Consider the following 24,363-nt stretch of genomic DNA (forward strand, 5'->3'; position numbering starts at 1 on the left):
CGCTATTTTCCCAGATGCCCGCAAGCACTGCTGCAATAGCCGGTGCTTGCCCCAGATTCGCAACCCGTCTTTGCAGCCTGGGCCTACACTGGTGCGCAAGACGAACAGGAGGTTGCCATGCTCAAGATCATGATTGCGGTGGATGGATCGGATGTCGCACTTGAGGCCGTACGCCACGGCATCAAGCTTTTGCAGAGCGGACTGGATGCTCACTTTGTAATAGCTCATGTGCAGAAGGAGGCCACGCTGCTGGAGCTTGCAACCACAGATTCAGATCTGATTGCCAACGCCAGCATCGAAGCCGGCATGGATCTGGTGGCGCCTGCACAGGATCTTCTCAAGGAGGCCGGGGCCTCCTATGAAGTGGAGATCAGCCTGGGCGAAGAGGCCAATACCCTGATCGATATTGCAGAGAGCAATGAATGCGATCAGATCATCATCGGCGCCACGGGCCAGAGCGGCCTGGGCAGCATTCTGATCGGCTCGGTCTCACGCGAGGTGGCCAGACACAGTCGGCTGCCGGTGACGATTGTGAAAATGCCCGAAGTGGCCGAGGCGGATGACAATCCCGCTGAAGATGCTGATTCCTGATTTGATAGCGCCATGCGCCTGATCAATAGGCGCCGCTGGAAGGAAATTTGATTGGAGGTCAGGCCGCACGGCGCTGCTGGCCGGATTCACGTCTTTGCCAGCTGCTGCGGCTGCCCGCACGATGGGCTGCAAATTTGCCATGCGGCATGCTGGCCAGACGCATCAGCATCCAGCGGCAATAGCCTTGCACGCTCAGGCATTTGTTGATTTCTTCTTCGGGCAGCGGGCCGGAAACCACGACCAGCCGGTTTGCGCCTTCCCAGTCTCCTGCCATGCGCAGACGGCGTTGTGCGCCCATGGCCCAGGAGTGAATGCGGGTGGGGTGACCATGCTGGTGCACGCGGCCGGTGATTCGATCAAACGCGATGGCGACCAGCTCGGTCTTGAGGCGATAGGGGCGCTCTCCCGTGATGGCGTTGGGTGCATCACGCATGTCGTAGAGATAGTAGAACCCGGACTTGAGCCGATATCGCAGATGCAGTAAATCCATGAACCATGCCCCCCAAGCCTGTGTCACGCAGGACTGCGTGCAGGGCATTTTCCATGAAATTGTCACAAAACGGTGTTTTTTCGGGCTCAGGCACTTTCTGGCGAGCTCAGCACCTGTCTGAGCTTGCCCAGTTGTTCATACAGATCGCTGGCGTTTTTGCTGCCCAGTGGAGTCAGCAACTGCTCAAGCCATAGCTCATGCGCGGCAGCCATGGCCTTGAACTGCTTTTTGCCCGTACGGGTCAGGCGCACGATCATGGAGCGGCGGTCTTCCTCGTCAGCCACGCGTTCCACCCAGCCTTCGGCCACCAGTTGATCGGTCAGTCCGGTCACATTGCCGCCGGTCACCATCAGATATTCCGACAGGGTCTTCATGCGCAGACCTTTGGGAAAGCGGCTGAGCTGGGCCAGGTAGTCAAAACGAGGCAAGGTCGTGCTGAACTCTGTGCGCAGCTGACTGCGAATGACTTGCTCGATCTGTGTGCTGCAGGTCAGAAGGCGCAGCCACAGGCGCACGGACTGATGGTCGGAGTGGGACAGGCCAGCCTCGCGTCCCGGGGCTTCGGGCATGTCGATGGAAAAATCCGGATTGTGTTGGGCCATGGTTGGCATGGTGCGCAAACTAGCGTGCTTTGGGTTCAGGGTTTGGCCGGATTTTAGTGAAAATTTCATGCATTAATAATTTAGATATAAAGTAATTTTTGAAAAAGCCAGGAACGGATCACTGTCATGAAAATTGTCTGCATAGGTGGTGGCCCCGCCGGCTTGTACTTCGCTTTGCTGATGAAGCAGATGAGCCCTGCGCATGAAGTGACGGTGGTGGAGCGCAACAAGCCCTACGACACCTTTGGCTGGGGCGTGGTTTTCTCCGATGCCACCATGGACAATATGCGCGACTGGGACCCGGTGACAGCCGCGCAGATCGAGCAGGCTTTCAACCACTGGGACGATATCGAGTTGCTGTTCAAAGGGCGCAAGATTCGCTCCGGGGGGCATGGTTTTGTGGGGATTGGCCGCAAGCATCTGCTCAATATCCTGCAAGCACGATGCGAACAGCTGGGTGTGAACCTGGTGTTCGATACCGATGTGCAGTCCGATGAAGACTATCCGGACGCAGACCTCATCATCGCCAGCGACGGCGTGAATTCGCGCATACGCGGCAAGTACGCCGACATCTTCAAGCCCGATATCGTCACCCGCCCCAACCGCTTTATCTGGCTGGGCACGAACAAGGTCTACGAGGCCTTCACCTTTGATTTCGTGCGCACCCAGCATGGCTGGTTCCAGGCGCATATCTACAAGTTCGACGACCAGACTTCGACATTTATCGTCGAGACCACGGAGGAATGCTGGAAGGCCAGCGGTCTCGACACCGCCGATCAAGAGCAGTCCATTGCCTTCTGTGAAAAGTTGTTCGCGGACAATCTTCAGGGCGAGAAACTGATGACCAATGCCCGCCATCTGCGCGGCTCGGCCTGGATCAACTTTCAGCGCGTGGTCTGCGATCAGTGGTGGTTGAAAAACCGCAAGGGCAGCCATGTGGTGCTGATGGGCGATGCCGTGCATACGGCACATTTCGCCATTGGCTCAGGAACCAAGCTGGCGATCGAGGATGCGATCGAACTGGCACGCCAGTTCAAGCAGCGGGGTGATGCGGCTGCGCATATTCCCGAGGTGCTGGTGGCCTATCAGGAAGCGCGTCGCGTCGAGACGCTACGCATTCAGAATGCAGCCTGGAATGCGATGGAGTGGTTCGAGGTCTGCGGCCAGCGCTATTGCGACCAGCTGGAGCCCGAGCAGTTCATGTACTCCATGCTCACGCGCAGTCAGCGCATCAGCCATGAAAACCTGCGCTTGCGTGATGCGCAGTGGCTTGGCGGCTATGAGAAATGGCTGGCCGAAAGAAACGGTGTCGCGGTCGATGCCAAGGCGCCGCCGCCCATGTTCCTGCCCTATACCCTGCGCGGCATCACGCTGAAGAACCGTATCGTGGTCTCTCCCATGGCGCAGTACTCTGCGGTTGATGGCGTGCCTGGTGAGTTTCACCTCGTTCACCTGGGTGCGCGTGCGCTTGGCGGCGCCGGTCTGGTGTTCGCCGAGATGGCCTGTGTCAGCCCCGAGGGGCGCATCACGCCTGGCTGCCCTGGTACCTATAGCGCTGAGCAAAAGCAGGCCTGGAAACGCATCAGCGACTGGATTCACACCAACACCGATGCCAAGTTCGCCATGCAGATCGGCCATGCGGGTGCCAAGGCCTCGACGCGGCTGGCCTGGGAAGGTACGGATCTGCCGCTGGAGCAGGGCAACTGGCCCATCATGGCAGCGTCGGAGCAGCAATATCTGCAGGGAGTGAGCCAGATCGCCAGGGCCATGACACGCGCCGACATGGATGAAGTGCGGGAGCAGTTTGTGCATGCTGCGCAAATGGCGGCCGACATAGGCGTGGACTGGCTGGAGCTGCACTGTGCGCACGGCTATCTGCTGTCGGGCTTTATCTCGCCGCTGACCAATCAGCGCAGCGATGAATATGGCGGCAGCCTGGAAAACCGCTTGCGCTACCCGCTGGAAGTGTTCAAGGCCATGCGCGCCGTTTGGCCGCAGGACAAGCCCATGTCCGTGCGCATCTCTGCACATGACTGGGTGCCGGGCGGCATCACGCCCGAAGATGCGGTACAGATTGCCAAGGCCTTCAAGGCCGCAGGTGCCGATCTGATCGACTGCTCATCGGGGCAGGTCAGCAAGCTCGAAAAGCCGGTGTTTGGCCGCATGTATCAAACCCCGTTTGCAGACCGCATTCGACAGGAGGCCGGTATTGCCACCATGGCCGTGGGCGCCATCAGCGAAGCCGACCACGCCAACAGCATCATCGCCGCTGGCCGCGCCGATCTCTGTGCCGTGGCACGCCCGCATCTGGCCAACCCGGCCTGGACGCTGACCGAGGCCGCCAAGATAGGCTACACGCCTATCGTCTGGCCCAAACAATACTTCCAAGGCAAGCGCCAGATGGAAGCCCTGTTCGAGCGCGAAAAGGCCTTGAAATGAAGCACCCCCCGAGTCGCTGCGCGCCTTCCCCCCACTCTCCACACGCTGCGCGCTATGGGAGGGGGCGACACCAGTGGTGCGGGGCGGCTCTTCCTTGGTGTCCGAGGGGCGGTTCGCGCCAGTTTCGTGAGCGATGGAGAACTCAATGACAGGCGATCTGAACGATCAACATGCGCTGGTGACGGGCGCGGGCCAGGGCATTGGCGAGGCGATTGCACGCCAGTTGCTGGCGCAGGGCGCTCGCGTCACGGTGCTGGGGCGTCGCGCCGAGCCTCTGCAAAAACTGGTGGAAGAACACCCCGGTCAATGCCGGATGGTGCTGGCCGATGTGGCGGATGAATCACAGGTGAAAACGGCGTTTGAAAAGGCAGTGGCTGCGCAAGGTGCCATCAGTATCCTGATCAACAACGCCGGTCAGGCCGGCAGTGCACCGTTCATGAAGATGGATGCCGCGCATTGGCAGCAGATGCTGGCCGTCAACCTGAGCGGCACCATGCACTGCATCCAGCAAGTGCTGCCGGCCATGTCCGCTTCGGGCTGGGGACGCATCGTCAATGTGGCCAGCACGGCTGGTTTGGTGGGCTATGCCTATGTCGCCGCCTATGTGGCGGCCAAGCATGGCGTGGTGGGCCTGACACGAGCCCTGGCGCTGGAGTACGCCAAGACCGGAATCACCGTCAACGCCGTCTGTCCCGGCTATACCGAAACCGAGATTGTCAAAACCAGCATTGACCGCGTCGTAGCCAAGACCGGCCGCACACCACAGCAGGCAATGGCCGAGTTCGTCAAATCCAACCCCCAAGGCCGCCTAGTACAGCCGCACGAGGTGGCTGACGCCGTGCTGTGGCTATGTGGTCGAGGCGCATCAAGTATTACCGGACAAGCCATAGCCGTCGCGGGTGGCGAAGTCATGTGACCCGGATTTTTGGAGACAGACATGAGCGAATATGCAATCGATCCAGCTCTGCAAGCTGGCAATCACAAGCTGCTGGCAGGCTATCAGGCCACGCATTTTCAGTGGCAGGTGCAGGATGGCGTGGCCACCATCACCCTCAATCGCCCGGAGCGCAAGAATCCGCTGACGTTTGATTCCTACGCCGAGCTGCGCGACCTGTTTCACCAGCTCAAGTGGGCGCAGGATGTGAAGGCGGTGGTGCTGGTCGGCGCGGGCGGCAACTTCTGCTCGGGCGGGGATGTGCACGAAATCATCGGTCCGCTGGTCGCGCTCAAGGCTCCCGAGTTGCTGATGTTCACCCGCATGACGGGCGAACTGGTCAAGACCATGCGAGCCTGTCCGCAGCCCATCATTGCGGCAGTCGATGGCGTGTGCGCGGGGGCTGGGGCCATCATGGCCATGGCCTCGGACATGCGCCTTGGCACGGCGCGCAGCAAGACCGCGTTCCTGTTCAACCGCGTGGGGCTGGCGGGCTGCGATATGGGGGCCTGCGCCATGCTGCCGCGCATCATCGGCCAGGGCCGTGCGAGTGAGTTGCTCTATACGGGGCGCAGCCTGGGCGGCGAGGAGGGTGAACGCTGGGGCTTCTTCAACCGTCTGTGTGAACCCGAGAGCTTGCCGGCCGATGCGCAGAAGCTGGCCGCCGATCTGGCCGCAGGGCCCAGCTTTGCCAACGGCATCACGAAGACCATGCTGCACCAGGAATGGGCCATGACGATTGAGCAGGCGATTGAAGCCGAAGCCCAGGCCCAGGCACTGTGCATGCTGACCGAGGATTTCTCGCGTGCCTATCACGCGTTTGTCGCCAAGCAAAAACCGGTCTTTCAAGGAAACTGACATGGCAGACACCAGCTATCTGAAGTGGCCTTTTTTCGAGCCCCATCACGCACGCCTGACACAGTCGCTGGATGCCTGGGCAAGGCAGAGCATTGCGCATGCGCATGGCCCCGATGTGGATGCCGAATGCCGCAAACTGGTCAAGGCCCTGGGCGAGGCCGGCTGGCTGCGTCATGCGGTTGCGGGTACGGCCTATGGCGGTGCGGGAGAGCATATTGATACAAGAGCCATCTGCCTGATCCGGGAGACGCTGGCGCGTCATAGCGGGCTGGCCGACTTTGCGTTTGCCATGCAGGGTCTGGGCTCGGGGGCGATTTCTCTGGCGGGCAGCGAGGAGCAGAAAAAACGCTATCTGAGCCTGGTGGCCAGGGGCGATGCGATCTCAGCCTTTGCGCTGTCCGAGCCCGATGCCGGCTCGGACGTGGCGGCCATGGCCTGCGAGGCCAGGCTGGAAGGTGATCACTATGTGATCAACGGCGAGAAGACCTGGATTTCCAACGGGGGCATTGCCGACTTCTATGTCGTTTTTGTGCGTACAGGCGAGGCTGCGGGTTCGCGTGGTCTGTCGGCACTGATTGTGGAGGCCGGCACCCCGGGCTTTGAGATTGCCGAGCGTATCAACGTCATCGCACCACACCCGCTGGCGCGTTTGAAGTTTTCGAACTGCCGCGTGCCTGCCGCCCAGCGCGTGGGCGCGGCCGGCGAGGGCTTCAAGGTGGCGATGCGCACGCTCGATGTGTTCCGCACCTCGGTGGCCGCCGCATCGTTGGGCTTTGCGCGTCGTGCCATGGATGAGGCATTGCAGCGTGCGACCAGCCGCAAGATGTTCGGCGGCGTGCTGGCTGATTTTCAGCTCACCCAGGCCAAGCTGGCGCAGATGGCCACGCAGATCGACAGTGCGGCGCTGCTGACCTATCGCGCAGCCTGGTTGCGTGACCAGGGCGAGAACGTGACACGGGAAGCCGCCATGGCCAAGATGACGGCGACGGAAAACGCCCAGCAGGTGATCGATGCTGCCGTGCAGATCTGGGGCGGCCTGGGCGTGGTCAGCGAGCAGCCTGTGGAGCGCCTTTACCGGGAGATTCGCGCCCTGCGCATCTACGAAGGCGCGACCGAGGTGCAGCAGCTCATCATTGGGCGTGACCTTATCAAAAATCATAGCTGATAGCGCTTTTGCATCAAGCGTTTGATCCTATTTCGCCTGAAAGGTCGGAATCATGTCGTACACCGCGCATATCGATACCTTTGCTGCCGACAACCTGCCACCACCCGAGCAGCAGCCCGAGTTCATTTTCGAGCTGCCCGAGCTGCGGTTCCCCGAGCGCCTGAACTGTGCCGTGGAGCTGCTGGATAGACATGTGAGCGAGGGACGCGGCGACCGTTTGTGCATTCAGGCCGAAGGCCTGCGCTGGAGCTATGTGGATCTGCAGCTCAAGGCCAATCGCATCGCCAATGTGCTGACGCAGGAGCTGGGACTGCAGCCGGGCAACCGCGTGTTGCTGTGCGCACCCAACAATCCCATGATGGTGGCCTGCTGGTTTGGCGTCATCAAGGCCGGGGGCATTGCCGTGGCCGCCATGCCGCTGCTGCGGTCCAAGGAACTTTCCACCATCATCGACATAGCGCAGATCAGCCATGCGCTGTGCGATGCGGCGCTGCGCACCGAGGTGCAGGGTGCGCAGGAAAAAACCAGCACGCTCAAGGCCGTGCGCTATTTCAACAGTGTGGAAGCCGATGCACTGGAGCGCCTGATGGAGCAGGCGGGCGATGACTTTCAGGCCGTGGAAACTGCGGCGACCGATACCTGCCTGCTGGGCTTCACCTCGGGCACCACGGGCGTGCCCAAGGCCACCATGCATTTTCATCGCGATGTGATGGCGGTCTGCGCCTGCTGGCCCGTGCATACGCTGCGTGCCAATGCCGACGATGTGTTCATAGGCAGTCCTCCGCTGGCGTTCACTTTCGGGCTGGGCGGGCAGGTGCTGTTCCCTATGTCCATCGGGGCCAGCATGGCCTTGCTGGAGAAAGCCGGCCCCGTGCAACTGGTCGATGGCATTGAACGATTTGGTGCCAGTGTGGTGTTCACTGCACCCACGTCCTACCGTGTGATGGCCCAGCAGGGCGAACGCATCCGCCGCACCCGGCTGCGTAAATGCGTGTCGGCGGGCGAGGCCTTGACTGCTTCCACACGCGCGCTGTGGAAGGATGCGACCGGTATTGAAATCATTGACGGCATCGGTTCTACCGAGATGCTGCACATCTTCATCTCGCACCGCGAAGAAGAGGTTCGTCCCGGTGCCACCGGTAGGGCAGTACCGGGCTATCGCGCCAAGGTGGTGGACGATGCGGGGATCGAGGTACCGCCCGGCACCGTGGGCAGACTGGCCGTGCAGGGACCAACGGGATGCCGCTATCTCAACGACAGCCGTCAGACCAAGTATGTGAGCCGGGGCTGGAATCTGACGGGCGATGCCTATCTGATGGATGTCGATGGCTACTTCGTTTATCAGGCACGTACCGACGACATGATCATCTCGGCCGGATACAACATCGCTGCACCCGAAGTCGAAGAGGCCCTGATGCAGCACGGTTCTGTGGCCGAATGCGCGGTGATTGGCGTGGCCGACAGCGAGCGAGGCCAGATCGTCAAGGCTTTTGTGGTGCTGCGTGCCGGCCATGTGGCCAGCGATGCCATGGTTATGGAGCTGCAGGATTTTGTGAAGAGCCAGGTCGCTCCCTACAAATATCCACGGGCCGTACAGTTCGTCGATCAACTGCCGCGCACGGCCACAGGCAAGTTGCAGCGCTTTCGCCTGCATCAAACCTGATCGCCATGTTTTTAAAGGCTGCATGCGTCTGATTGAAAAGCGCTGCAGGCAGATTTTTCTGAAGGAATTGTTTGGGTATGAATGAAGTGGCAATGGTTTCAAAACGCTTTGTGACGCAGGTGCCGATTCGTTTTGCGCACTGCGATCCGGCGGGCATCATCTTCTTTCCCCAATATCTGGTGTTGTTCAACGGGCTGGTCGAAGACTGGTTCAGCCAGGCGCTGGGCCTGAGCTATGCGGACATGCTGCACAAGGACAAGGTGGGCCTGCCGATCGTGCATCTGGAATGCGACTTTCGTGCCATCACCCGCATGGGGGAAACCGTGAGTCTGGGCCTGTCGGTTGCCAAGCTGGGCAATCGTTCGTTGGCGCTCGATGTGGATTGCACAGGTCCAGAGGGGCAGCTGCGTGTGACGGCGCAGAAAGTGCTGGTTTTCACCAGTCTTCAAACCCATCAGGCCATCACTGCGCCACAACATATCCGCCACGCAATCGAGCGTTGGCAAAGTTCATCCAATCCAACAGAAAACAGGAGCTGAACATGCAAGTACTGCTGCCTCCGGGCTGGCCTCGGCCCAAGGGATATGCGAATGGCGTGGCCGTCAGCGGCCGCCAGATCTATGTGGCCGGCATGATAGGCTGGGATGCCGAAGGCCGGTTTCATACTGACGATCTCGCGGCGCAGGCCAGACAGGCTCTGCACAATATCGTCGAGGTGCTGCAGGCAGGCGGAGCCAGGCCAGAGCATATTGTGCGCATGACCTGGTATATCACCGACAAGAAGGAATATCTGGCGCAGCAGGCCGAGATCGGCAAGGCCTATCGTGAGCTGATCGGCTCATTCAGCGTGGCCATGACGGCCGTGCAGGTGGCGGCCTTGATCGAGGACCGGGCCAAGGTGGAGATCGAGGTGACGGCAGTCGTTCCCGACTGATTCGCAATCTGCGCACGCATAGCCGCTGGGCCTTGGGCGCAGTGGTTTTTTTTACGGCCGCTGCTTTGCAGCTTGACCGTTGTGCAGCGCGGCTTGCATTGGGGGTGGCAGAGGCTGAGCTATCCTCGCGCTGCCCTCCAGCCGTTGCAAGCCCACTGTTTTGTGAGATGCCATGAAGCCGATATTTGACCCGTACCGACGCCATGTTCTTCAAGGCATGCGTGCCGCAGCATTGCTGACGGGTGGTGCCATGCTGCTAAGTGCCTGTGGCAAGAAGACACCCAAGGCTGCTGCCGTTCCTGCCGGGGCTACCGTGCTGGCGCTTGGAGACTCCTTGACGCAAGGTGTTGGAGCCAGGGCAGATGCAGGCTACCCCAGCCTGCTGGCCGAGCGCACGGGCTGGAAGGTGGTGAATGCCGGTGTCTCGGGCGAGAACAGCAAGCAGATTGCGGACCGTCTGCCAGGGCTGCTCGATGAGCACGGGCCATCGCTGGCGATTCTGTGCGCCGGTGGCAACGACTGGCTGCAGCGCAAGAGCGAGCAAGTTGTGCAAGGCGAGATCACGCGCATGCTGCAGCTGTGCAAAGCCAGGGCGACACCCGTGCTGCTGGTGGCCGTGCCGGAGCTGAGCCTGAGTGCCGCGTTGACGGGGCGCATGAAGGATCACGCCATCTACCAAACCTTGGCCAAGGACAACCGGGTGGCATTGCTGGCCGATGCCTGGAGCGAGGTGCTGGGCAATAGCGCCTTGCGTGCCGATCAGGTACATGCCAATGCCGCAGGCTATGCGCGGTTCACCGAGTTGCTGGTGGCTCAGGCCCGGGCTTCGGGCTTTCTGGCGTAAATCACGGCTCGGCCCAGCAGCTACGGGCCAAGCCGGCTTCAGAAGTCCAGCAGGCTCAGGCCCACGCTGAGTACCGTGCGCTTGTTGTTGTAGTCGACCAGACTGTCGCCATAGCCGCTGAACAGCTGAACATGCAGGCGCAGATTGCTCTTGCCGCCGTTCCAGCCTTCGCCGAGGGTGCGCAGCCACTCGATGCGACCGGAACCCTTGCCCTGGCCCAGCGAGCCACGTGCAGTCAGGCCCAGATAGTTCTGCTCGTTGACGTTCCAGCCCAGCTTGATTTCACCACGACCGATGTAGTCCTGGATATGCGGGTTGTCGTCCTCAAGCGCGCTCTCCTTCATGCGCTGCCAGGCCTTCAGATGCAGCTGCCAGCGGTTGCCCAGCTCGGCGCCGGTCATCAGATACCAGCGGTTCCAGCTGCGCGACAGCGGGTTGCTCTGTCCGTTCGACTGATGAGCTATGCCTATGCCCGAGTAGCGCCAGCGCCAGCCCAGCGGCAGCTGGGCGTCCGTCGGGTAGACGTAGAAGACCTCGGGCTCGTGGTCGGTGGTGCGGAAGGGCCGCGAGATATCGCCGTTGAACAGCTGCCAGTAGGACTGCTGGGTATAGCCGAACCACAGCGAATCCTTGCCCTTCGAGGTGGGGCCGGTCAGCAGGCCGGAAGCAATCTTGGTGCGGGCCGAGAGCTGCAGGCGCATCTCGTGCTTCTGGTAGGGCTGCTCGGTCGCCAGGCCGCGGCTGGGCGAGTAGGGCTGCTGATTGACCTCGTCGCCCACGACCACGGAGACCGACATGGGGCGGTAGCCGCGGAAGTTGAAGGTACCGCAGTCCGTGCCGGGCTCCAGCTCGAAGTAGCGCGAAACCTCGGTGTAGCGAGGATCGCGACAGCCGCCGTTGTTGGGCGAGAGACCCAGGCCGCTGTCGGCGCTGGCGACTGTCGCCGCAGCCGCACTGGCGGGCGCGGCGTCGTTCGCCGAGGTGGCAGCGGGAGTGAGAGCAGGCGCAGCTTGTGCGCTGGCTGCAGGCGCACTCCAACCGGTGGCGTGGGGCACAACCGCCGAGCCTTGCTTGACTGCCCATGCATCAAAGCAGGCCAGGCGGTCGTTGTTGCTGGTGGTGGCGGCACATTGCTGCCAGCTTTCAGGGGGCGGTAGTTCCGCGCTGCTGGCGGTGGCCGGGTTCAGGCCGCCGACCAGTGTCAAGCCTATGCTCAGGGTCAGGGGGGGCGGGGTGAAAAAGCGAATACTCATGGGATCAATCAATGCACAGGCCGGTTGCGGTTGGCAACACCCAGCCCTGCTCAGGGTTGGGCCTTGCGCATGATGAACGCACGTGGTGGAACATTTTCTCCCTCCTGGTAACTGCCGTGAATTTCTGTACCGCAGCTGCCCTCGATCACCTCGCCCAGCCAGGTGCCGGTGATGCGCGAGCCATCTGCGCTTTCTTCGAGCGTGACCGTGCCCTCGTTCACATCGCCCACCATGGGGTGGCTGCCGCCCGGGCGGCTGATGCTGCCCTTGACGTTACCTGCCCATTCGGGATGCGGGCCCAGCACCATGCGGGCGGTTTCTTCGCTGCCGGCGACGGCGCCTGTCCATTCACCTTGCAACTGCTTGTCGCTCATCTGCCAGTCTTGCGGGCAAGTGCTGGCGGGCTTGGAGTCGAGCTGCGCGCAAGCGTTGATGGACAAAGCGCTGGCAGCTATGAAAATCAAGGTTCTCAAGGTCATCTCGGGTCTTCAGTTGGCGGCGCCCGGCGCCGCCTGGTTCTTGCGTGCGGCAAATTCCTCGCGCAGCTTGCGTAGCTTCTCGCGCGGGTCTTCCTTGGCCGTGGCCGCATCGAGGCCCATTTCCTTGATGAAGCGGCTGGGCTGGCAGGCCACCATCTCGCGGCCTTTCTTGCGGCGCTTGGTCCAGCTCACGGCCAGCGTGCGCTGGGCGCGGGTGATGCCCACATACATCAGGCGGCGTTCTTCCTGCAGCCGTGCGGCTGTTTCATCGCTGACCTTTTGCTGCTTGCCGTCGTCGTCGTCCAGCTTGAATGGCAGCATGCCCTCGGTCACGCCGACCTGCATGACATGGGGCCATTCCAGGCCCTTGGAGGCATGGAGGGTGGAGAGCACGACCATGTCCTGCTCCTTCTCGCGCTCGCTGATGGTGGACAGCAGGGCAATGTTCTGCGAGACCTCCAGCAGGCTCTTGACCTCGGTCTGGGTGCCGGCGCCTGCGGCATCCTCGATCTGGCCGCCGGCACGCTGGGCCATCCAGTCGCAGAACTCCAGCACATTGCTCCAGCGCGCGGCGGCGACAGACTCGCTGTCTTCGCTGTCATACAGATACTGTTCGTAGCCAATTTCCTTGAGCCAGTCGATCAGAAAGCTGCGCGAGGCTTCAAAGCCCAGGGTGTGGCGGGCGCGGTATTCCAGGTCATTGATATAGCGGCCGAATTCCAGCAGGCTTTCGAAGGCCTTGCGCGGCAGCGCCTCCTCCAGCATCGCATTGAACAGCGAGCCGAACATGCTGAGCTTGTGCGCAGCGGAGAATTCTCCGAGCTTGCCCAGCGTGGTGTGACCGATGCCGCGCTTGGGCGTGCCTATGGAGCGCAGAAAGGCCGGGTCGTCGTCGTTGTTGATCCAGAGGCGGAACCATGCGCACAGGTCCTTGATTTCGGCGCGGTCGAAAAAGCTGGTGCCACCCGAGACCTTGTAGGGGATGTTGGCCTTGCGCAGCGCCTTCTCGAAGGGCTTGGCCTGGTGGTTGGCGCGGTAGAGGATGGCGAAGTCCTTCCACGCGGGCTGCGGGTTCATATTGGCGCGCAGGCTCTGGATGCGCGCCACGGCGCGCTCGGCCTCGTGCTCTTCGGTGTCGCAGTCGACGATGCGCACGGGTTCGCCCTCGCCGAGTTCCGAAAACAGTGTCTTGGGAAACAGCTTGGGATTGGGGCCGATCACATTGTTGGCGGCGCGCAAGATGGCGCTGGTGGAGCGGTAGTTCTGCTCCAGCTTGATGACCTTGAGCTGCGGAAAGTCCACGGGCAGCTTCCGGAGGTTGTCCAGAGTGGCGCCGCGCCAGCCGTAGATCGACTGGTCGTCGTCTCCCACGGCCGTGAAGTGGGCGCGTTCGCCCACCAGGAATTTCAGCAGCTCGTACTGCGTGGCGTTGGTGTCCTGGTACTCGTCCACCAGCACATGGCCCAACAGGCGTTGCCATTTCTCACGCACCTCGGGGTGGCCGCGCAGCAATCGCATGGGCATGCCGATCAGGTCGTCGAAGTCCACGCTCTGGTAGGCGGTCAGGCGCTCTTCATAGCGCTGCATGATGAGAGCGGTGCTGCGCTCGTTGTCGTCCTGGGCCATGGCCAGGGCCTTGCGGCTGTCCCAGCCCTGATTCTTCCAGCCGCTGATGGTCCACTGCCACTGGCGGGCCGTCGCCACATCGGTGGTGCCGCCCGCGCAGTCCTTGAGGATGCCCGTGACATCGTCGGTGTCCAGAATGCTGAACTGGGGCTTGAGGCCGAGAATGTGGCCGTCCTCGCGCACCATGCGCACGCCCAGTGAGTGGAAGGTGCAGATCAGCACCTCCTTGGCCTGGCGGCCGATCAGACCTGCGGCGCGTTCGCGCATTTCGGCGGCGGCCTTGTTGGTAAAGGTGATGGCGGCAATGCGGCGCGGCGCCAGACCGGTTTCGATCAGACGGCCTATCTTGTGCGTAATCACACGGGTCTTGCCCGAGCCGGCGCCTGCCAGAACAAGGCATGGACCTTCGGTGTAATGCACGGCCTGGAGCTGAGCGAGGTTGAGACCAGCAGACATGAAGCAGAGTGACCCATCATCAAAAACAAGGACTGGGAGCATACCGCTTCGCAGTGAAGAGCCCTGATGACAGTGCTCACAACTGACAAAAATCAGGGACTCAGCGAGCGTTTCACCTACACATGCACTCTCCTGTTACTTGAATAATTGTTGTAATAAGGTGTTAGTTGTGTAGCGTGAAGATTGCATCGTGTCCGGCCTTGATCCCGACAGTGCCAGCGAATTGGCGGTGGTTGAGGGATTCATCGTCTTTTTCTCAACAGTCAGGGTGCTGTGCATGGCGAGAACCATCGGTGAAGTGAGCTTGGCCGCAGAACTTTGGACGCCTGCCGTGCAGCAGCGCTTTGAAGCGCTGTTCGCCGTGGCCGCGCGCAAGTCGCTTTCCGCCTGGCGTCAGGTTCCGCGCCAGGCGGCCGAAGTGCTGGTGATCGAGGGGCTGGAGAGCCTGCTGGCCAGGGCAGAGGCGAAAGCTCCTTGCGTGGTCTATCTCGGCGGCGAGCCGGCCATGCAGCCGCTGGGGCGTTCTTCCCAGGGCTGGGCAGTACATCTTGATGTGGACTTCACGGTGTCCGACCTGATCGACATGCTCGACCGTGCTGCGGTTTTCCTCATGGACTGGAGAGCCCGGCACAGGGCCGCTGCGCCCCTGTCGCTGCAGCGCGCCCTGCAGGAGCTTCAACAGCAGGGGGCCGATTGTCCGCATCGCTTTCAGATCAAGTCCTGGGTTGCCTTGCCTGGCAGCGCCAACAGCGCGCTGCACATGCGCGTGCTGGCACTGCTCGCGCGCGGGCCTATCGATGCCAGATCGCTGGCGGAGCACGCCGGCATCGAAATGCCGCAGCTATCGACGCTGCTGTCCCTGCCTCAGATTCAGGCAGTCCTGCACTGCAGTCTGCGCGGCTCCGAGGAACCCTCCGCTGCGCAGAAATCAATTGCCCAGAAGCAGCCGGCCGCTTCCGTCACGCGTCAATGGCTCAGCAAGCTGACGGGCTGGATTACCCGTGGAGGACGTACATGACATCTTTCATGCCCATGCAGCCCGGCCAGGGCCTGCTGCGGGTGAGTCTGCTCGGGCCCATGGGCATAGGCAAGACCACGGCGCTGCGCAGCCTGTGCGGGCAATTCATGGCAGGCAGCGATGTGCGCAACCTGGACAAGGCGGCGCACAGCAAGGAGTTCACCACGGTAGGGGCGGAGTTTGGCGAGATCGACCTGGGCTCGGGCGAGCGGCTGCAACTGGTAGGCAGTCCCGGCCAGGACCGTTTCGATTTCGTGCGCCGTTGGGTGCTCTCGGCATCGGTGGGGGCGCTGCTGATGCTGGATGTCAACGATGCGGGCGCGGTGGATTACGCCAGCGAGATGCTGACGGGGATAGCGGAGCTGGAGCAGGCTCCCCTGATGCTCATTCTCAGCTGCCGCAGCGCCAGCGGAGCAAGGCTGGAGGCATTCAGCTCCACCCTGGTTGCCAGAGGCCATGACCTCACCCCGCTTGTGGAGGCCGATCCACGTGATCGCCAGCAGATGCTGGATGCCCTGGGCGTGCTGGCATCGCTGCTCTCCTTGCAAAGTCAGACTCTATGAAGACCCATAACTCCCTCGTGATTCCGCCACATGCCGTGGAGGCAGGTCAGGAAATCCTGGCGCGCGTGGTCGCCCCGGTGGCGGGCGTCCACATCGCCTTGCTCTGTACCCCTGACGGTTTCGAGATTTCAGCGCTGCGCATTCGCAGCGAACTACCGACCGAACGACTGTCGGCCATGGCGGGCTCGCTGATGGCCATGGCCAAGGCCGTGGCCAATGAGATCGGACACAGGGATTGCAAGCGCCTGACCTTCGAGACGGAGTCGGGCACGGTGGTCTTCCAGGCGGTGAACGGCTCCTTCCCGGCCGTTCTCTGCCTGGTGGTGGATCAGAACGCCTTGCTGGGTCGCGCGCTCTGGGCGGCTGGCGAGGTTGCCACAGGGTACCTGCCCTCTTGATCACAGGTTCACTGTAGTTCTGAGTCCGAGTGGGTGCGCATCTGGCGCACGAGTTCCTTGTCTTGCTTTTTCAAAAGGTGGATTTATGGCCTCTATCCAGGATTCTCTGAACGCTTTGATGACCACCGACGGTGCCGTCTGTGGCGCCCTCGTGGACAGCGCCAGCGGCATGCTGATGGGCAGCGTCGGCGGCGGCGTGGACATGGAGCTGGCCGCGGCCGGCAATACCGAGGTCGTGCGTGCCAAGATCAAGACCATGCGCATGCTCAATCTCAACGACCAGATCGACGACATACTGATCACTCTGGGCAAGCAATATCACATCATCCGTCCCGTGGCCGCCAATGACGGCGTGTTCTTCTATCTGGTGCTGGACAAGGCTCGTGCCAACCTGGCGCTGGCGCGCCGCAAGACTGCAGATGTGGAAAAGGAACTCAAGCTCTGACGCGCTGTCCTTGTTCCGGTCACAGCAGCCTGCCTTGCGCAGGCTTTGTTTTTGGGTAGGTCTGCACTGAAAAATTTTCATCGAAGGCCGTGAGAGGGCTGGAGCCGGGCGCTGTCACAATTTGTGCGTGTTGTCCGTTCTACTCATCACCTTCCCCTTCTTTGCATTGGTGGCTTGCGGCTTTGCCGCCACATGGCGCGGCATCCTGCCTCAGGCAGCGATCCCCGGTCTCAATGCCTTTGTGCTGTACTTCGCGCTGCCCTGCATGCTGTACCGCTTTGGCGCGCAGACGCCGATTCATCAGCTGCTCGATATCAACGTCACCCTGGTCTATCTGTTCTGTGCGACGCTGATGGTGGGCGCGACCGTGCTGCTGACACGCAGACGCCTGGGCTGGAACGATGCCGCATTCGGCGCTCTGGTGGCTGCGTTTCCCAACACCGGTTTCATGGGCGTCCCCATGCTGGCGGCGCTGCTGGGCGCGCAGAGCGCTGGCCCGGTGATCGTGACCATGGCCATCGACATGGTCATCACCACCTCGGCCTGCATTGCGCTGTCGCAGCTCGATCTGGCGGGAGGGCAAGGCGTTTGGCTGGCGGTGCGCAATTCGCTCAAGGGCATGGCGTCCAATCCCATGCCCTGGTCGATTCTGCTGGGCGGTCTGGCGTCGGCCATGGGCTGGGTGTTGCCCGGCCCGGTGGACAAGACCGTGGCCATGCTGGCCGCAGCGGCTTCGCCGGTGGCCTTGTTCACCATAGGCGCCGTGCTGGCGCGCTCGCTGATGAATAGCCACGAACGCGTGGCAGTGCGGGACTATGTGCCGATCGCACTGGCCAAGCTGGTCGTCCATCCGCTGCTGGTCTGGGCCGTGGGACTGGCCGCGATCTCGATGGGCTTGCCGCTCCAGCACGAAACCCTGGTGGTGCTGGTGCTGCTGGCGGCTCTGCCCTCGGCCAGCAATGTGTCGCTGCTGACCGAGCGCTACGGCGCCCACAGCGGCCGCGTGGCACGCATCATCCTGGTATCGACCAGCCTGGCCTTCCTCAGCTTCTCCGCCGCCGTGGCGCTGATGACCTGATCAAAAACAAGAGCGGCTTGCGCAAGTCCAGCCTGCGCAAACCGCTGTTTGTATCCTGAATCTCAAATCAGGCATGCCCCGAGAGAGGCAGCCAGCAAGAGCCGCCTCGCAGCAAAGGCTGCCGTCCCCTTGAGGGGAAGCCGCGAAGCGGCTCAGGGGTGGATCAATACTCCCAGAACATCCGCTGCAGTTCCTTGGTGTTGGCGCCCTTGGTCAGCGCCAGCATGGTCAGCAGGCGTGCTTTTTCGGGGCGCATATCGTGGGCGACCACCCAGTCGTACTTGTCGTCGGGCTGCTCGGCATTGCGCAGCACAAAGCCGTAGGGAACGCGTGACGAGCGCACGATGAGCACGCCCTTGCCGCGGGCATCCTGCAGCGGCTTGACCATGCGGTCGGCCACCGAGCCATTGCCGGTGCCGGCATGGACGATGGCCTTGGCGCCGGCATCGACCAGTGCATTCACTGCCGTGGGCTGAACGCTGCCATAGGCATAGACGATGTCCACCTGAGGCAGCTTGTCGATGTTGTCGATATTGAACTCGGAGTTCATGGTGTGGCGCTTGACGGGGGCGCGGAACCAGTAGTTCTTGCCCTCGACCACCATGCCCAGCGGGCCCCACTGGCTCTTGAAGGCGCCAGTCTGGATGTTGATGTCCTTGTTCACATCGCGGGCGGTGTTGATCTCGTCATTCATGGTGACGAAGACGCCCTTGCCCCTGGCGTCCTTGGAGCCCGCCACGCTGACGGCATTGACCAGGTTCAGTGCGCCATCGGCGGACAGGGCCGTGCCCGGGCGCATGCTGCCGACCACGGCAATGGGCTTGTCGGTGTGCACGGTCAGGCTCAGGAAGTAGGCCGTCTCGGCCAGCGTGTCCGTGCCGTGGGTGATGACGATGCCGTCCACATCTGACTGCTTGGCCAGTTGCGAGACGCGCTTGGCCAGGGTCAGCAGATTGTCGTTGGTGAAGCTCTCGGAAGCGATCTGGAACACCTGCTCGCCGCGCACATTGGCGATCTGGGCCAGCTCGGGCAGGCCGGCCAGCAGCTTGTCCACAGGGACCTTGGCGGCCGTGTAGGTGGCGCTGTTGACGGTCGAGGCACCAGCACCCGCAATCGTGCCGCCCGTGGCCAGCACCACCACATTGGGCTTGGCTGCCTGCGCCTTGGCCGCCTGCGCGGCCGCAGGCGATGCATCCTGCGCCAGGGCTGCGCCGGGGGCGGACAGAACGCCCAGAACGGCAATGGTGGCGGCCAGCAAGGACTGGCGGAAGACTTGTTTTTGCATGAAGTAGTGCTCCGTGATTGAATGAAACGGCCTCTTGTGGAGCCGAGCTTCACACCATGCAATAGCCATGCCGGCTTGCCCATTCGCGCAAATCCCGATGGATTTGCCAAGCGCCTGCGGTTTATATAAATTGATAGCTGTCAGCGCTTATGGGTAAAGGGCTAAAGAGCTAAAAACCTTAAACTTCAGACGACTTTAGATGCTGAGCGGATCCACATCCACCAGCCAGCGCACCAGCGGCCTGTGCTCGGGCAGAGTGCGCAGCCAGTGCAGATACTGCTGCCAGGCATTCAGAAAGCGCAGCAGTGCGCTGCGGTTGCCGGCTTCCAGCAGCATCTGGGCACGCTCCACATTGGCCACGCGCTGCACCGCCATGGGGATGGGTGGGTAGATGAACACCTCGTCCAGATACGGCAGCCTGGCCTCTCTGGCGACCTGGGTGGCGGCATTCAGAAAGGCATGGGCAGCTTCCTGGGTGCGTGCATCGGCCCGGACTATGGCCTGAAAGGCATAGGGCGGCATGCCGGCATCCAGCCGTTCCTTGAGCTGCTGCCTGGCAAACGCCGGATAGTCATGCCTGCGCAGTGCAGTGTAGACGGCGTTTTGCGGGTCGTGGCTTTGAATCCACATCTCAGGATGGCTGCCCTGGGCCTTCACATATTGCGCGTCGCGCCCGGCGCGCCCGGCGGCCTGCATCAGCAGGCAGAACAGGCGCTCCGGGGCGCGATAGTCGCTGGAGTACAGCGCGCTGTCGGGTTGTACCGCGGCCACCAGCGTGATGCGTCGAAAGTCATGGCCCTTGGCCACCATCTGGGTGCCGACCAGCACATCCACATCGCCGGCATGCACCTGGGCCAGCTGCTGCTCCAGGCTGCCCTTGGCCTTGGTGGTGTCGGCGTCGATGCGCGCCACACGGGCCGGATGGCCGTCGGGGCGCTGCACATTGCGCAGCAGCCGCTCCAGCTCTTCCTGCAACTGCTCCGTGCCCTTGCCCAGCGGCAGGATGTCGGGGTTGCCGCAACTGGGGCAGGCAAACGGCACGCGCTGGGTAAAGCCGCAGTGGTGGCAGCGCAGCGTGCGGTCGCCCTTGTGAAAGACCTGGTGAGCGCTGCAATGGGGGCAGTCGCTCTTCCAGTTGCAGTCGGCGCAGAACAGCACGGGGGCAAAGCCACGGCGGTTGAGCAGAATCAGGCTTTGCTCGCCGCGCTGGACGCGCTCGGTGATGGCCTCGATCAGCGGAGGCGAGAACACGGCGCGTTTGGGCTGCTGGCCCATGTCCACCATTCTCACCCTGGGAAGGCTGGCCGTGCCTGATCCGGCCGCGCCGATGCGGCTGGGCATATGCAGGCGCAGGTAGCGGCCGACGTCGGGCTCCGAGGCATGCCAGCTCTCCAGCGACGGTGTGGCACTGCCCAGAATGACTTTGGCGCCGGTATCGCGCCCGCGCCAGATGGCCAGATCGCGTGCCGAATAGCGTGCGCCCTCCTGTTGCTTGTAGCTGGCGTCGTGTTCCTCGTCGACTACGATCAGCGCCAGTTGCGGCACGCTGGCAAAAATAGCCATGCGCGTACCCAGCACGATGCGGGCGCGGCCCGTGTGAGCGGCCAGCCAGCTTTTGAGACGCTGCGGGTTGGTCATGCCGCTGTGCATGCTGACTACGGCGTCCTTGCCGTACTGAGGCACGAAGCGGGCGACAAATCGCTCTTCCAGCTGAGGCGTGAGGTTGATCTCTGGCACCATCACCAGGGCCTGTGCCTCTGGGTTGGCATCCAGCACGGCTTGCACTGCGCGCAGATAAACCTCGGTCTTGCCGCTGCCCGTGCTGCCGTAGAGCAGGAACGGGCCTGGGTTTTGCTCAATTTGCTCGAAAACCGAGGATTGCTCGGCGCTGAGTGCGACCCAAGGTATTGCGCTGCTGGCGTCCGGCGTGTGAGCCATCGTCTCGGTGCTCGCTTGTGCTGCTTCAGCGGCTTGTACCTTCCTGCGCTTGCCGGCTGGTGTCTTGGCTGTCTTGGGCGGAGCCAGCCGCCGAGCCAGTTGTTCGGGCGACATATCGCGCAACTGAGGCGGCAAGGCGGTGACGGCGATCTCGCCCAGGCTGCGCTGGTAGTAGTGCGCGGCAAAAGCCACCAGGCGTCGCCAGGCCTGGTTCAGCGGTTCTATGCCCTGCAGCAGGCCGGCAATGCTGCGCAGTTCCACCCCGTCTGGAATGGCTTCGGGGGCGGCGGGCGTATCCCAGACCACACCCAGCAACTCTCTTTTTCCCAGAGGAACGCGCGCCAAGGTGCCGGGCTCCAGCCATGCATCGCTAACGTAGCTCAACAGATCACCTACGGCGCTGTGGGCAGGGGTCTGGACGGCAACGTAAACGATATGGGACATGGAGTTGGATCAGGGGAAGGCGCTGCAGAGGCCGCGGTTCCTCAGAGCTATAGCAGATTTTGAGGCCTGCAAAGGCTTTGCATTCTGTGGATAACTTTGTGAGAAACAATATGCGCGAAAGGCCTGAGCAAGTCCTGCTGGTGTTTGCAAGCCGACAGGATGGCTGAGTGGTTGAATAATTAATTTATTTAAAACAAAGACTTATATGTATTCATGAGGCGATGGGGAGCTTGCTTCGGCGGAGTGTTCGCAGGGAGGCTGCTTCGCCATATCTGTGCATAAATCAGGCGGCGAGTCACTGTCAACCGAGAAGCTCCCTAAACCTAAATGTGTTCAAACCGCGGTGCAAAGTCCTTAACTTCTCAAAAAATAGCACTAGATCCAGCAGCCATGAGGCATGCAGTTATCTTGAAGCATCCATATGTGGATAACTTCCGTCAATCGATGTCAAGGTGGGTGAAAAAATAAAAAAGCGCCAAGCACTGCTGGCGCCGAATTTCTCAGGGTCTGAGATTTAGTGATTTGAAATCAATGATTTGCTGCCGCTTTACTGCATCTCAGGCCGGCAATTGTCGTTCAATAACCATTTGATTTTATCGGGTGATTGGGGCCCGTTGTTCTGCAACAAATGCCTGGGAAGGCACTTGTTGCAAGGGGGAGTCAGCCCTTTGTGCGCAGCAGGCGCGAGTGGCTGTGCACAGCTTCGACCAGTGCGGCCACATGTTCGGGCGGGGTGAACTGGCTGATGCCGTGACCCAGATTGAAGATGTGAGTGGGGCCGGTGGTGCTCTGGCCGGTATGGGGCTTGCCAAAGCTGTCCAGCACGGCACGCGCCTGGGCGGCGACCTGCTCGGGTGCGGCAAACAGCACATTGGGGTCGATATTGCCCTGCAGCGCCTTGCCTGGGCCGCCGACCTCGCCGCCCACGATGGCGCGAGCCTTGCCCAGATTGGCCGTCCAGTCCAGACCCAGCACTTCGCAGTCGATGTCCTTCATGTCGGGCAGCCAGATGCCCCCACCCTTGGTGAAGACGATGCGGGGCACGTCGCTGCCGTCCACGCCGGTGCGCTTGAGACCAGCCAGCACGCGCTTGGTATAGGCCAAGCTGAATTCCTGGAAAGCACCGTCGGCCAGTACACCGCCCCAGCTGTCAAAAATCATCACGGCCTGGGCGCCGGCATCGATCTGGGCGTTCAGGTAGGCAGCCACGCTGTCGGCGTTGACTTCCAGGATGCGGTGCATCAGGTCGGGGCGCGAGTACATCAGCGACTTGACGGTGCGGTAGTCATCGCTGCCCTTGCCCTCGGTCATGTAGCAGGCCAGAGTCCAGGGGCTGCCCGAAAAGCCGATCAGCGGCACACGGCCGTTGAGCACCTTGCGGATATTGGTGACGGCGTCAAACACATAGCGCAGCTTGTCCATGTCGGGCACGGCCAGCTCGGCAACGGCAGCCTCGTCGCGCACAACCTTGGCAAAGCGCGGCCCTTCGCCTTCGGCGAACGACAGGCCAAGGCCCATGGCGTCGGGCACGGTCAGGATGTCGCTGAACAGAATGGCAGCGTCCAGTGGGAAGCGATCCAGCGGCTGCAGGGTCACCTCGGTGGCGTAGTCCACATTGGTGGCCAGGCCCATGAAGCTGCCGGCCTTGGCGCGGGTGGCCTTGTACTCGGGCAGGTAGCGTCCCGCCTGGCGCATCAGCCACAGGGGCGTGTAGTCAGTAGCCTGGCGACGGCATGCGCGCAGGAAGGTGTCATTGGTCAGGGGGGCGAAACTCATATGCCGATTGTCGCCCACTCCGGCTTTCCCATTCACCACAATCCCGAGCGGCAATTCAGCTCTCTGTGCAGGGATGGCGGCTGCCATGGTTTGTCATGCAACCGTCATCCAAGTGTCGCGCGGGCTTCATCTACGTTTTCCACAATGACGCCACGCAGACACACCGTGTGGCACAGGCAGGCCGCCAACTGCGTCCAACACCGGAGGAAAGCAGACATGAGGCATCCCGAGATTCTTGATGCGCTGAATGGCCAGAGCATCGCGACGACACAGTCATCGGCTCCCTCGCTTTCCCATCGCCCCGCCAGTCCCGTGCATGCTGCCGCGCCCGCTTTGCGCCTGCAGGTGCGCTGGGCTCGGCATCTGGACGAGGTTCGCCAGGCCCAGCGCCTGCGCTATCAGATCTTTGCCGAAGAAATGGGCGCTGTGCTGCAGACCCCCGTGGCAGGTCATGACATCGATATCTTTGACGACTTCTGCGAGCATCTGATGGTCTGCGATGAAGAGCAGAACAAGGTGATCGGCACCTACCGTCTGCTGACCCCCGCCCAAGCCCAGCGTGCCGGCGGTCTGTACAGCGATCAGGAATTCGATCTCTCGCCCATCAACGCCTGGCGTGCACAGATGGTGGAGCTGGGACGCAGCTGCGTGCATGCAGAGCATCGCCAGGGCGGCGTGATTCTGGCGCTCTGGGGAGCGTTGGCCGAATTCATGCAGCGCAACCGGCTCGAGGCCATGGTGGGCTGCGCCAGCATTCCCATGCAATACCCGGGCCTGGCCCATGGAGAAGGTCCGGCACGCATCTGGCAGCAGCTGCGCCAGAGCCATCTGGCCGAGCCCGAGTTGCAGGTGCGCCCTCGAGTAGCCTTGCCCGAGGAGCTGGCACATATCAGCAATGTCTCGGCAGATGCGTTGAAGGTCGAGCCGCCAGCACTGATCCAGGGCTATTTGCGCGCCGGCGCCAAGGTGCTGGGGGCACCGGCCTGGGATAGCGACTTCAATACGGCCGATCTGCCCATCATGATGCGCATGCAGGATCTACCCTCTCGCTACCGCCGCTTGTTCGGGCGCATGAAGGTATGAG

General features: G+C 62.0%; 23 protein-coding genes. 15 read left to right on the plus strand and 8 right to left on the minus strand.

Going from position 1 to position 24,363, the window contains the following annotated elements; all coding sequences use genetic code 11:
* Positions 1 to 117 precede the first annotated feature (117 nt).
* Entirely contained in the window at positions 118 to 591 is a 474-nt protein-coding gene (locus CTR2_RS01915) for a universal stress protein (protein ID WP_087085753.1), read from the plus strand.
* A gap of 58 nt (positions 592 to 649) precedes the next feature.
* Here CTR2_RS01915 and CTR2_RS01920 read toward each other — a convergent pair whose 3' ends face one another.
* Positions 650 to 1,129 carry a hypothetical protein gene (locus tag CTR2_RS01920; RefSeq protein ID WP_050788965.1) on the minus strand — a complete coding sequence of 160 codons (480 nt, stop codon included), beginning with the start codon at positions 1,127 to 1,129 and terminating at the stop codon, positions 650 to 652.
* 38 nt (positions 1,130 to 1,167) lie between these two features.
* Positions 1,168 to 1,692, minus strand: coding sequence for a MarR family winged helix-turn-helix transcriptional regulator (locus tag CTR2_RS01925; RefSeq protein ID WP_409021362.1), 525 nt, complete (start codon positions 1,690 to 1,692; stop codon positions 1,168 to 1,170).
* Between the two features lie 117 nt (positions 1,693 to 1,809).
* Between CTR2_RS01925 and CTR2_RS01930 the strand changes: the two genes are divergently transcribed.
* From CTR2_RS01930 to CTR2_RS01965, 8 genes are all read left to right on the plus strand, one after another.
* The gene (locus CTR2_RS01930; RefSeq protein WP_087085327.1) at positions 1,810 to 4,122 is read left to right on the plus strand and encodes a bifunctional salicylyl-CoA 5-hydroxylase/oxidoreductase; all 2,313 of its coding nucleotides are present in this window, start codon (positions 1,810 to 1,812) and stop codon (positions 4,120 to 4,122) included.
* Positions 4,123 to 4,267: 145 nt separating this feature from the next.
* Entirely contained in the window at positions 4,268 to 5,038 is a 771-nt protein-coding gene (locus tag CTR2_RS01935; protein WP_087085326.1) for an SDR family NAD(P)-dependent oxidoreductase, read from the plus strand.
* A gap of 21 nt (positions 5,039 to 5,059) precedes the next feature.
* Positions 5,060 to 5,914, plus strand: a complete 855-nt coding sequence (locus CTR2_RS01940; protein WP_087085325.1) for an enoyl-CoA hydratase family protein — start codon at positions 5,060 to 5,062, stop codon at positions 5,912 to 5,914.
* 1 nt (position 5,915) lies between these two features.
* On the plus strand, positions 5,916 to 7,079 hold the full coding sequence (locus CTR2_RS01945) for an acyl-CoA dehydrogenase family protein (protein WP_087085324.1): 1,164 nt from the start codon (positions 5,916 to 5,918) through the stop codon (positions 7,077 to 7,079).
* Positions 7,080 to 7,131: 52 nt separating this feature from the next.
* On the plus strand, positions 7,132 to 8,742 hold the full coding sequence (locus CTR2_RS01950; RefSeq protein WP_087085323.1) for a benzoate-CoA ligase family protein: 1,611 nt from the start codon (positions 7,132 to 7,134) through the stop codon (positions 8,740 to 8,742).
* A gap of 77 nt (positions 8,743 to 8,819) precedes the next feature.
* Positions 8,820 to 9,281 carry an acyl-CoA thioesterase gene (locus CTR2_RS01955; RefSeq protein WP_087085322.1) on the plus strand — a complete coding sequence of 154 codons (462 nt, stop codon included), beginning with the start codon at positions 8,820 to 8,822 and terminating at the stop codon, positions 9,279 to 9,281.
* Positions 9,282 to 9,283: 2 nt separating this feature from the next.
* Positions 9,284 to 9,676 carry a RidA family protein gene (locus CTR2_RS01960; RefSeq protein WP_012836821.1) on the plus strand — a complete coding sequence of 131 codons (393 nt, stop codon included), beginning with the start codon at positions 9,284 to 9,286 and terminating at the stop codon, positions 9,674 to 9,676.
* A 172-nt stretch (positions 9,677 to 9,848) separates the two neighbouring features.
* A complete protein-coding gene (locus CTR2_RS01965; protein WP_087085321.1) occupies positions 9,849 to 10,520 on the plus strand; it encodes a GDSL-type esterase/lipase family protein in 672 nt (223 codons plus the stop codon).
* Positions 10,521 to 10,558: 38 nt separating this feature from the next.
* On the opposite strand, the gene CTR2_RS01970 is transcribed toward CTR2_RS01965, so the two are convergent.
* The 3 genes from CTR2_RS01970 to CTR2_RS01980 are packed head-to-tail and all read right to left on the minus strand — an operon-like array spanning position 10,559 to position 14,334.
* On the minus strand, positions 10,559 to 11,773 hold the full coding sequence (locus CTR2_RS01970) for a phospholipase A (protein ID WP_087085320.1): 1,215 nt from the start codon (positions 11,771 to 11,773) through the stop codon (positions 10,559 to 10,561).
* A gap of 50 nt (positions 11,774 to 11,823) precedes the next feature.
* The gene (locus CTR2_RS01975; RefSeq protein WP_087085319.1) at positions 11,824 to 12,252 is read right to left on the minus strand and encodes a hypothetical protein; all 429 of its coding nucleotides are present in this window, start codon (positions 12,250 to 12,252) and stop codon (positions 11,824 to 11,826) included.
* Between the two features lie 9 nt (positions 12,253 to 12,261).
* Complete coding sequence (locus CTR2_RS01980; protein ID WP_057094447.1) at positions 12,262 to 14,334, minus strand: ATP-dependent helicase; 2,073 nt, start codon at positions 14,332 to 14,334, stop codon at positions 12,262 to 12,264.
* A gap of 277 nt (positions 14,335 to 14,611) precedes the next feature.
* On the opposite strand from CTR2_RS01980, the gene CTR2_RS01985 reads away from it, so the two are divergent.
* The 5 genes from CTR2_RS01985 (at position 14,612) to CTR2_RS02005 (ending at position 17,836) form a co-directional block, all read left to right on the plus strand.
* Positions 14,612 to 15,352 (plus strand): hypothetical protein, encoded by a 741-nt coding sequence (locus tag CTR2_RS01985; RefSeq protein ID WP_176391753.1) that lies wholly within the window; start codon positions 14,612 to 14,614, stop codon positions 15,350 to 15,352.
* Positions 15,349 to 15,915 (plus strand): GTP-binding protein, encoded by a 567-nt coding sequence (locus tag CTR2_RS01990; RefSeq protein ID WP_087085317.1) that lies wholly within the window; start codon positions 15,349 to 15,351, stop codon positions 15,913 to 15,915. Before CTR2_RS01985 ends, CTR2_RS01990 begins: the two co-directional genes overlap by 4 nt.
* Positions 15,912 to 16,313: a roadblock/LC7 domain-containing protein gene (locus CTR2_RS01995; protein ID WP_087085316.1), complete on the plus strand. Its 402-nt coding sequence runs from the start codon at positions 15,912 to 15,914 to the stop codon at positions 16,311 to 16,313. Before CTR2_RS01990 ends, CTR2_RS01995 begins: the two co-directional genes overlap by 4 nt.
* A gap of 85 nt (positions 16,314 to 16,398) precedes the next feature.
* On the plus strand, positions 16,399 to 16,758 hold the full coding sequence (locus tag CTR2_RS02000; RefSeq protein WP_003078024.1) for a hypothetical protein: 360 nt from the start codon (positions 16,399 to 16,401) through the stop codon (positions 16,756 to 16,758).
* Positions 16,759 to 16,885: 127 nt separating this feature from the next.
* Entirely contained in the window at positions 16,886 to 17,836 is a 951-nt protein-coding gene (locus CTR2_RS02005; RefSeq protein ID WP_087085752.1) for an AEC family transporter, read from the plus strand.
* A 163-nt stretch (positions 17,837 to 17,999) separates the two neighbouring features.
* Here the strand turns inward: CTR2_RS02005 and CTR2_RS02010 are convergent, their stop codons facing one another.
* The 3 genes from CTR2_RS02010 to hemE form a co-directional block, all read right to left on the minus strand.
* Positions 18,000 to 19,121, minus strand: coding sequence for an asparaginase (locus tag CTR2_RS02010; RefSeq protein WP_003065578.1), 1,122 nt, complete (start codon positions 19,119 to 19,121; stop codon positions 18,000 to 18,002).
* Between the two features lie 195 nt (positions 19,122 to 19,316).
* Positions 19,317 to 21,503: a replication restart helicase PriA gene (priA, locus tag CTR2_RS02015; protein WP_087085315.1), complete on the minus strand. Its 2,187-nt coding sequence runs from the start codon at positions 21,501 to 21,503 to the stop codon at positions 19,317 to 19,319.
* Positions 21,504 to 22,163: 660 nt separating this feature from the next.
* Positions 22,164 to 23,279: a uroporphyrinogen decarboxylase gene (gene hemE / locus CTR2_RS02020; protein WP_087085751.1), complete on the minus strand. Its 1,116-nt coding sequence runs from the start codon at positions 23,277 to 23,279 to the stop codon at positions 22,164 to 22,166.
* A 216-nt stretch (positions 23,280 to 23,495) separates the two neighbouring features.
* Between hemE and CTR2_RS02025 the strand changes: the two genes are divergently transcribed.
* Positions 23,496 to 24,362 (plus strand): GNAT family N-acetyltransferase, encoded by an 867-nt coding sequence (locus CTR2_RS02025; RefSeq protein WP_087085314.1) that lies wholly within the window; start codon positions 23,496 to 23,498, stop codon positions 24,360 to 24,362.
* Position 24,363 lies beyond the last annotated feature (1 nt).

Origin of the sequence: Comamonas thiooxydans (genome assembly GCF_002157685.2) — a bacterium.
Taxonomy (GTDB): domain Bacteria; phylum Pseudomonadota; class Gammaproteobacteria; order Burkholderiales; family Burkholderiaceae_C; genus Comamonas; species Comamonas testosteroni_H.

What these genes read in the sequence shown, in the direction of transcription:
- CTR2_RS01915 (WP_087085753.1), top strand. Translation starts at nt 118, where the DNA reads ATGCTCAAGATCATGATTGCGGTGGATGGATCGGATGTCGCACTTGAG.
- CTR2_RS01920 (WP_050788965.1), bottom strand. Translation starts at nt 1,129, where the DNA reads ATGCCCTGCACGCAGTCCTGCGTGACACAGGCTTGGGGGGCATGGTTC.
- CTR2_RS01925 (WP_409021362.1), bottom strand. Translation starts at nt 1,692, where the DNA reads ATGCCAACCATGGCCCAACACAATCCGGATTTTTCCATCGACATGCCC.
- CTR2_RS01930 (WP_087085327.1), top strand. Translation starts at nt 1,810, where the DNA reads ATGAAAATTGTCTGCATAGGTGGTGGCCCCGCCGGCTTGTACTTCGCT.
- CTR2_RS01935 (WP_087085326.1), top strand. Translation starts at nt 4,268, where the DNA reads ATGACAGGCGATCTGAACGATCAACATGCGCTGGTGACGGGCGCGGGC.
- CTR2_RS01940 (WP_087085325.1), top strand. Translation starts at nt 5,060, where the DNA reads ATGAGCGAATATGCAATCGATCCAGCTCTGCAAGCTGGCAATCACAAG.
- CTR2_RS01945 (WP_087085324.1), top strand. Translation starts at nt 5,916, where the DNA reads ATGGCAGACACCAGCTATCTGAAGTGGCCTTTTTTCGAGCCCCATCAC.
- CTR2_RS01950 (WP_087085323.1), top strand. Translation starts at nt 7,132, where the DNA reads ATGTCGTACACCGCGCATATCGATACCTTTGCTGCCGACAACCTGCCA.
- CTR2_RS01955 (WP_087085322.1), top strand. Translation starts at nt 8,820, where the DNA reads ATGAATGAAGTGGCAATGGTTTCAAAACGCTTTGTGACGCAGGTGCCG.
- CTR2_RS01960 (WP_012836821.1), top strand. Translation starts at nt 9,284, where the DNA reads ATGCAAGTACTGCTGCCTCCGGGCTGGCCTCGGCCCAAGGGATATGCG.
- CTR2_RS01965 (WP_087085321.1), top strand. Translation starts at nt 9,849, where the DNA reads ATGAAGCCGATATTTGACCCGTACCGACGCCATGTTCTTCAAGGCATG.
- CTR2_RS01970 (WP_087085320.1), bottom strand. Translation starts at nt 11,773, where the DNA reads ATGAGTATTCGCTTTTTCACCCCGCCCCCCCTGACCCTGAGCATAGGC.
- CTR2_RS01975 (WP_087085319.1), bottom strand. Translation starts at nt 12,252, where the DNA reads ATGACCTTGAGAACCTTGATTTTCATAGCTGCCAGCGCTTTGTCCATC.
- CTR2_RS01980 (WP_057094447.1), bottom strand. Translation starts at nt 14,334, where the DNA reads ATGTCTGCTGGTCTCAACCTCGCTCAGCTCCAGGCCGTGCATTACACC.
- CTR2_RS01985 (WP_176391753.1), top strand. Translation starts at nt 14,612, where the DNA reads ATGGCGAGAACCATCGGTGAAGTGAGCTTGGCCGCAGAACTTTGGACG.
- CTR2_RS01990 (WP_087085317.1), top strand. Translation starts at nt 15,349, where the DNA reads ATGACATCTTTCATGCCCATGCAGCCCGGCCAGGGCCTGCTGCGGGTG.
- CTR2_RS01995 (WP_087085316.1), top strand. Translation starts at nt 15,912, where the DNA reads ATGAAGACCCATAACTCCCTCGTGATTCCGCCACATGCCGTGGAGGCA.
- CTR2_RS02000 (WP_003078024.1), top strand. Translation starts at nt 16,399, where the DNA reads ATGGCCTCTATCCAGGATTCTCTGAACGCTTTGATGACCACCGACGGT.
- CTR2_RS02010 (WP_003065578.1), bottom strand. Translation starts at nt 19,121, where the DNA reads ATGCAAAAACAAGTCTTCCGCCAGTCCTTGCTGGCCGCCACCATTGCC.
- priA (WP_087085315.1), bottom strand. Translation starts at nt 21,503, where the DNA reads ATGTCCCATATCGTTTACGTTGCCGTCCAGACCCCTGCCCACAGCGCC.
- hemE (WP_087085751.1), bottom strand. Translation starts at nt 23,279, where the DNA reads ATGAGTTTCGCCCCCCTGACCAATGACACCTTCCTGCGCGCATGCCGT.
- CTR2_RS02025 (WP_087085314.1), top strand. Translation starts at nt 23,496, where the DNA reads ATGAGGCATCCCGAGATTCTTGATGCGCTGAATGGCCAGAGCATCGCG.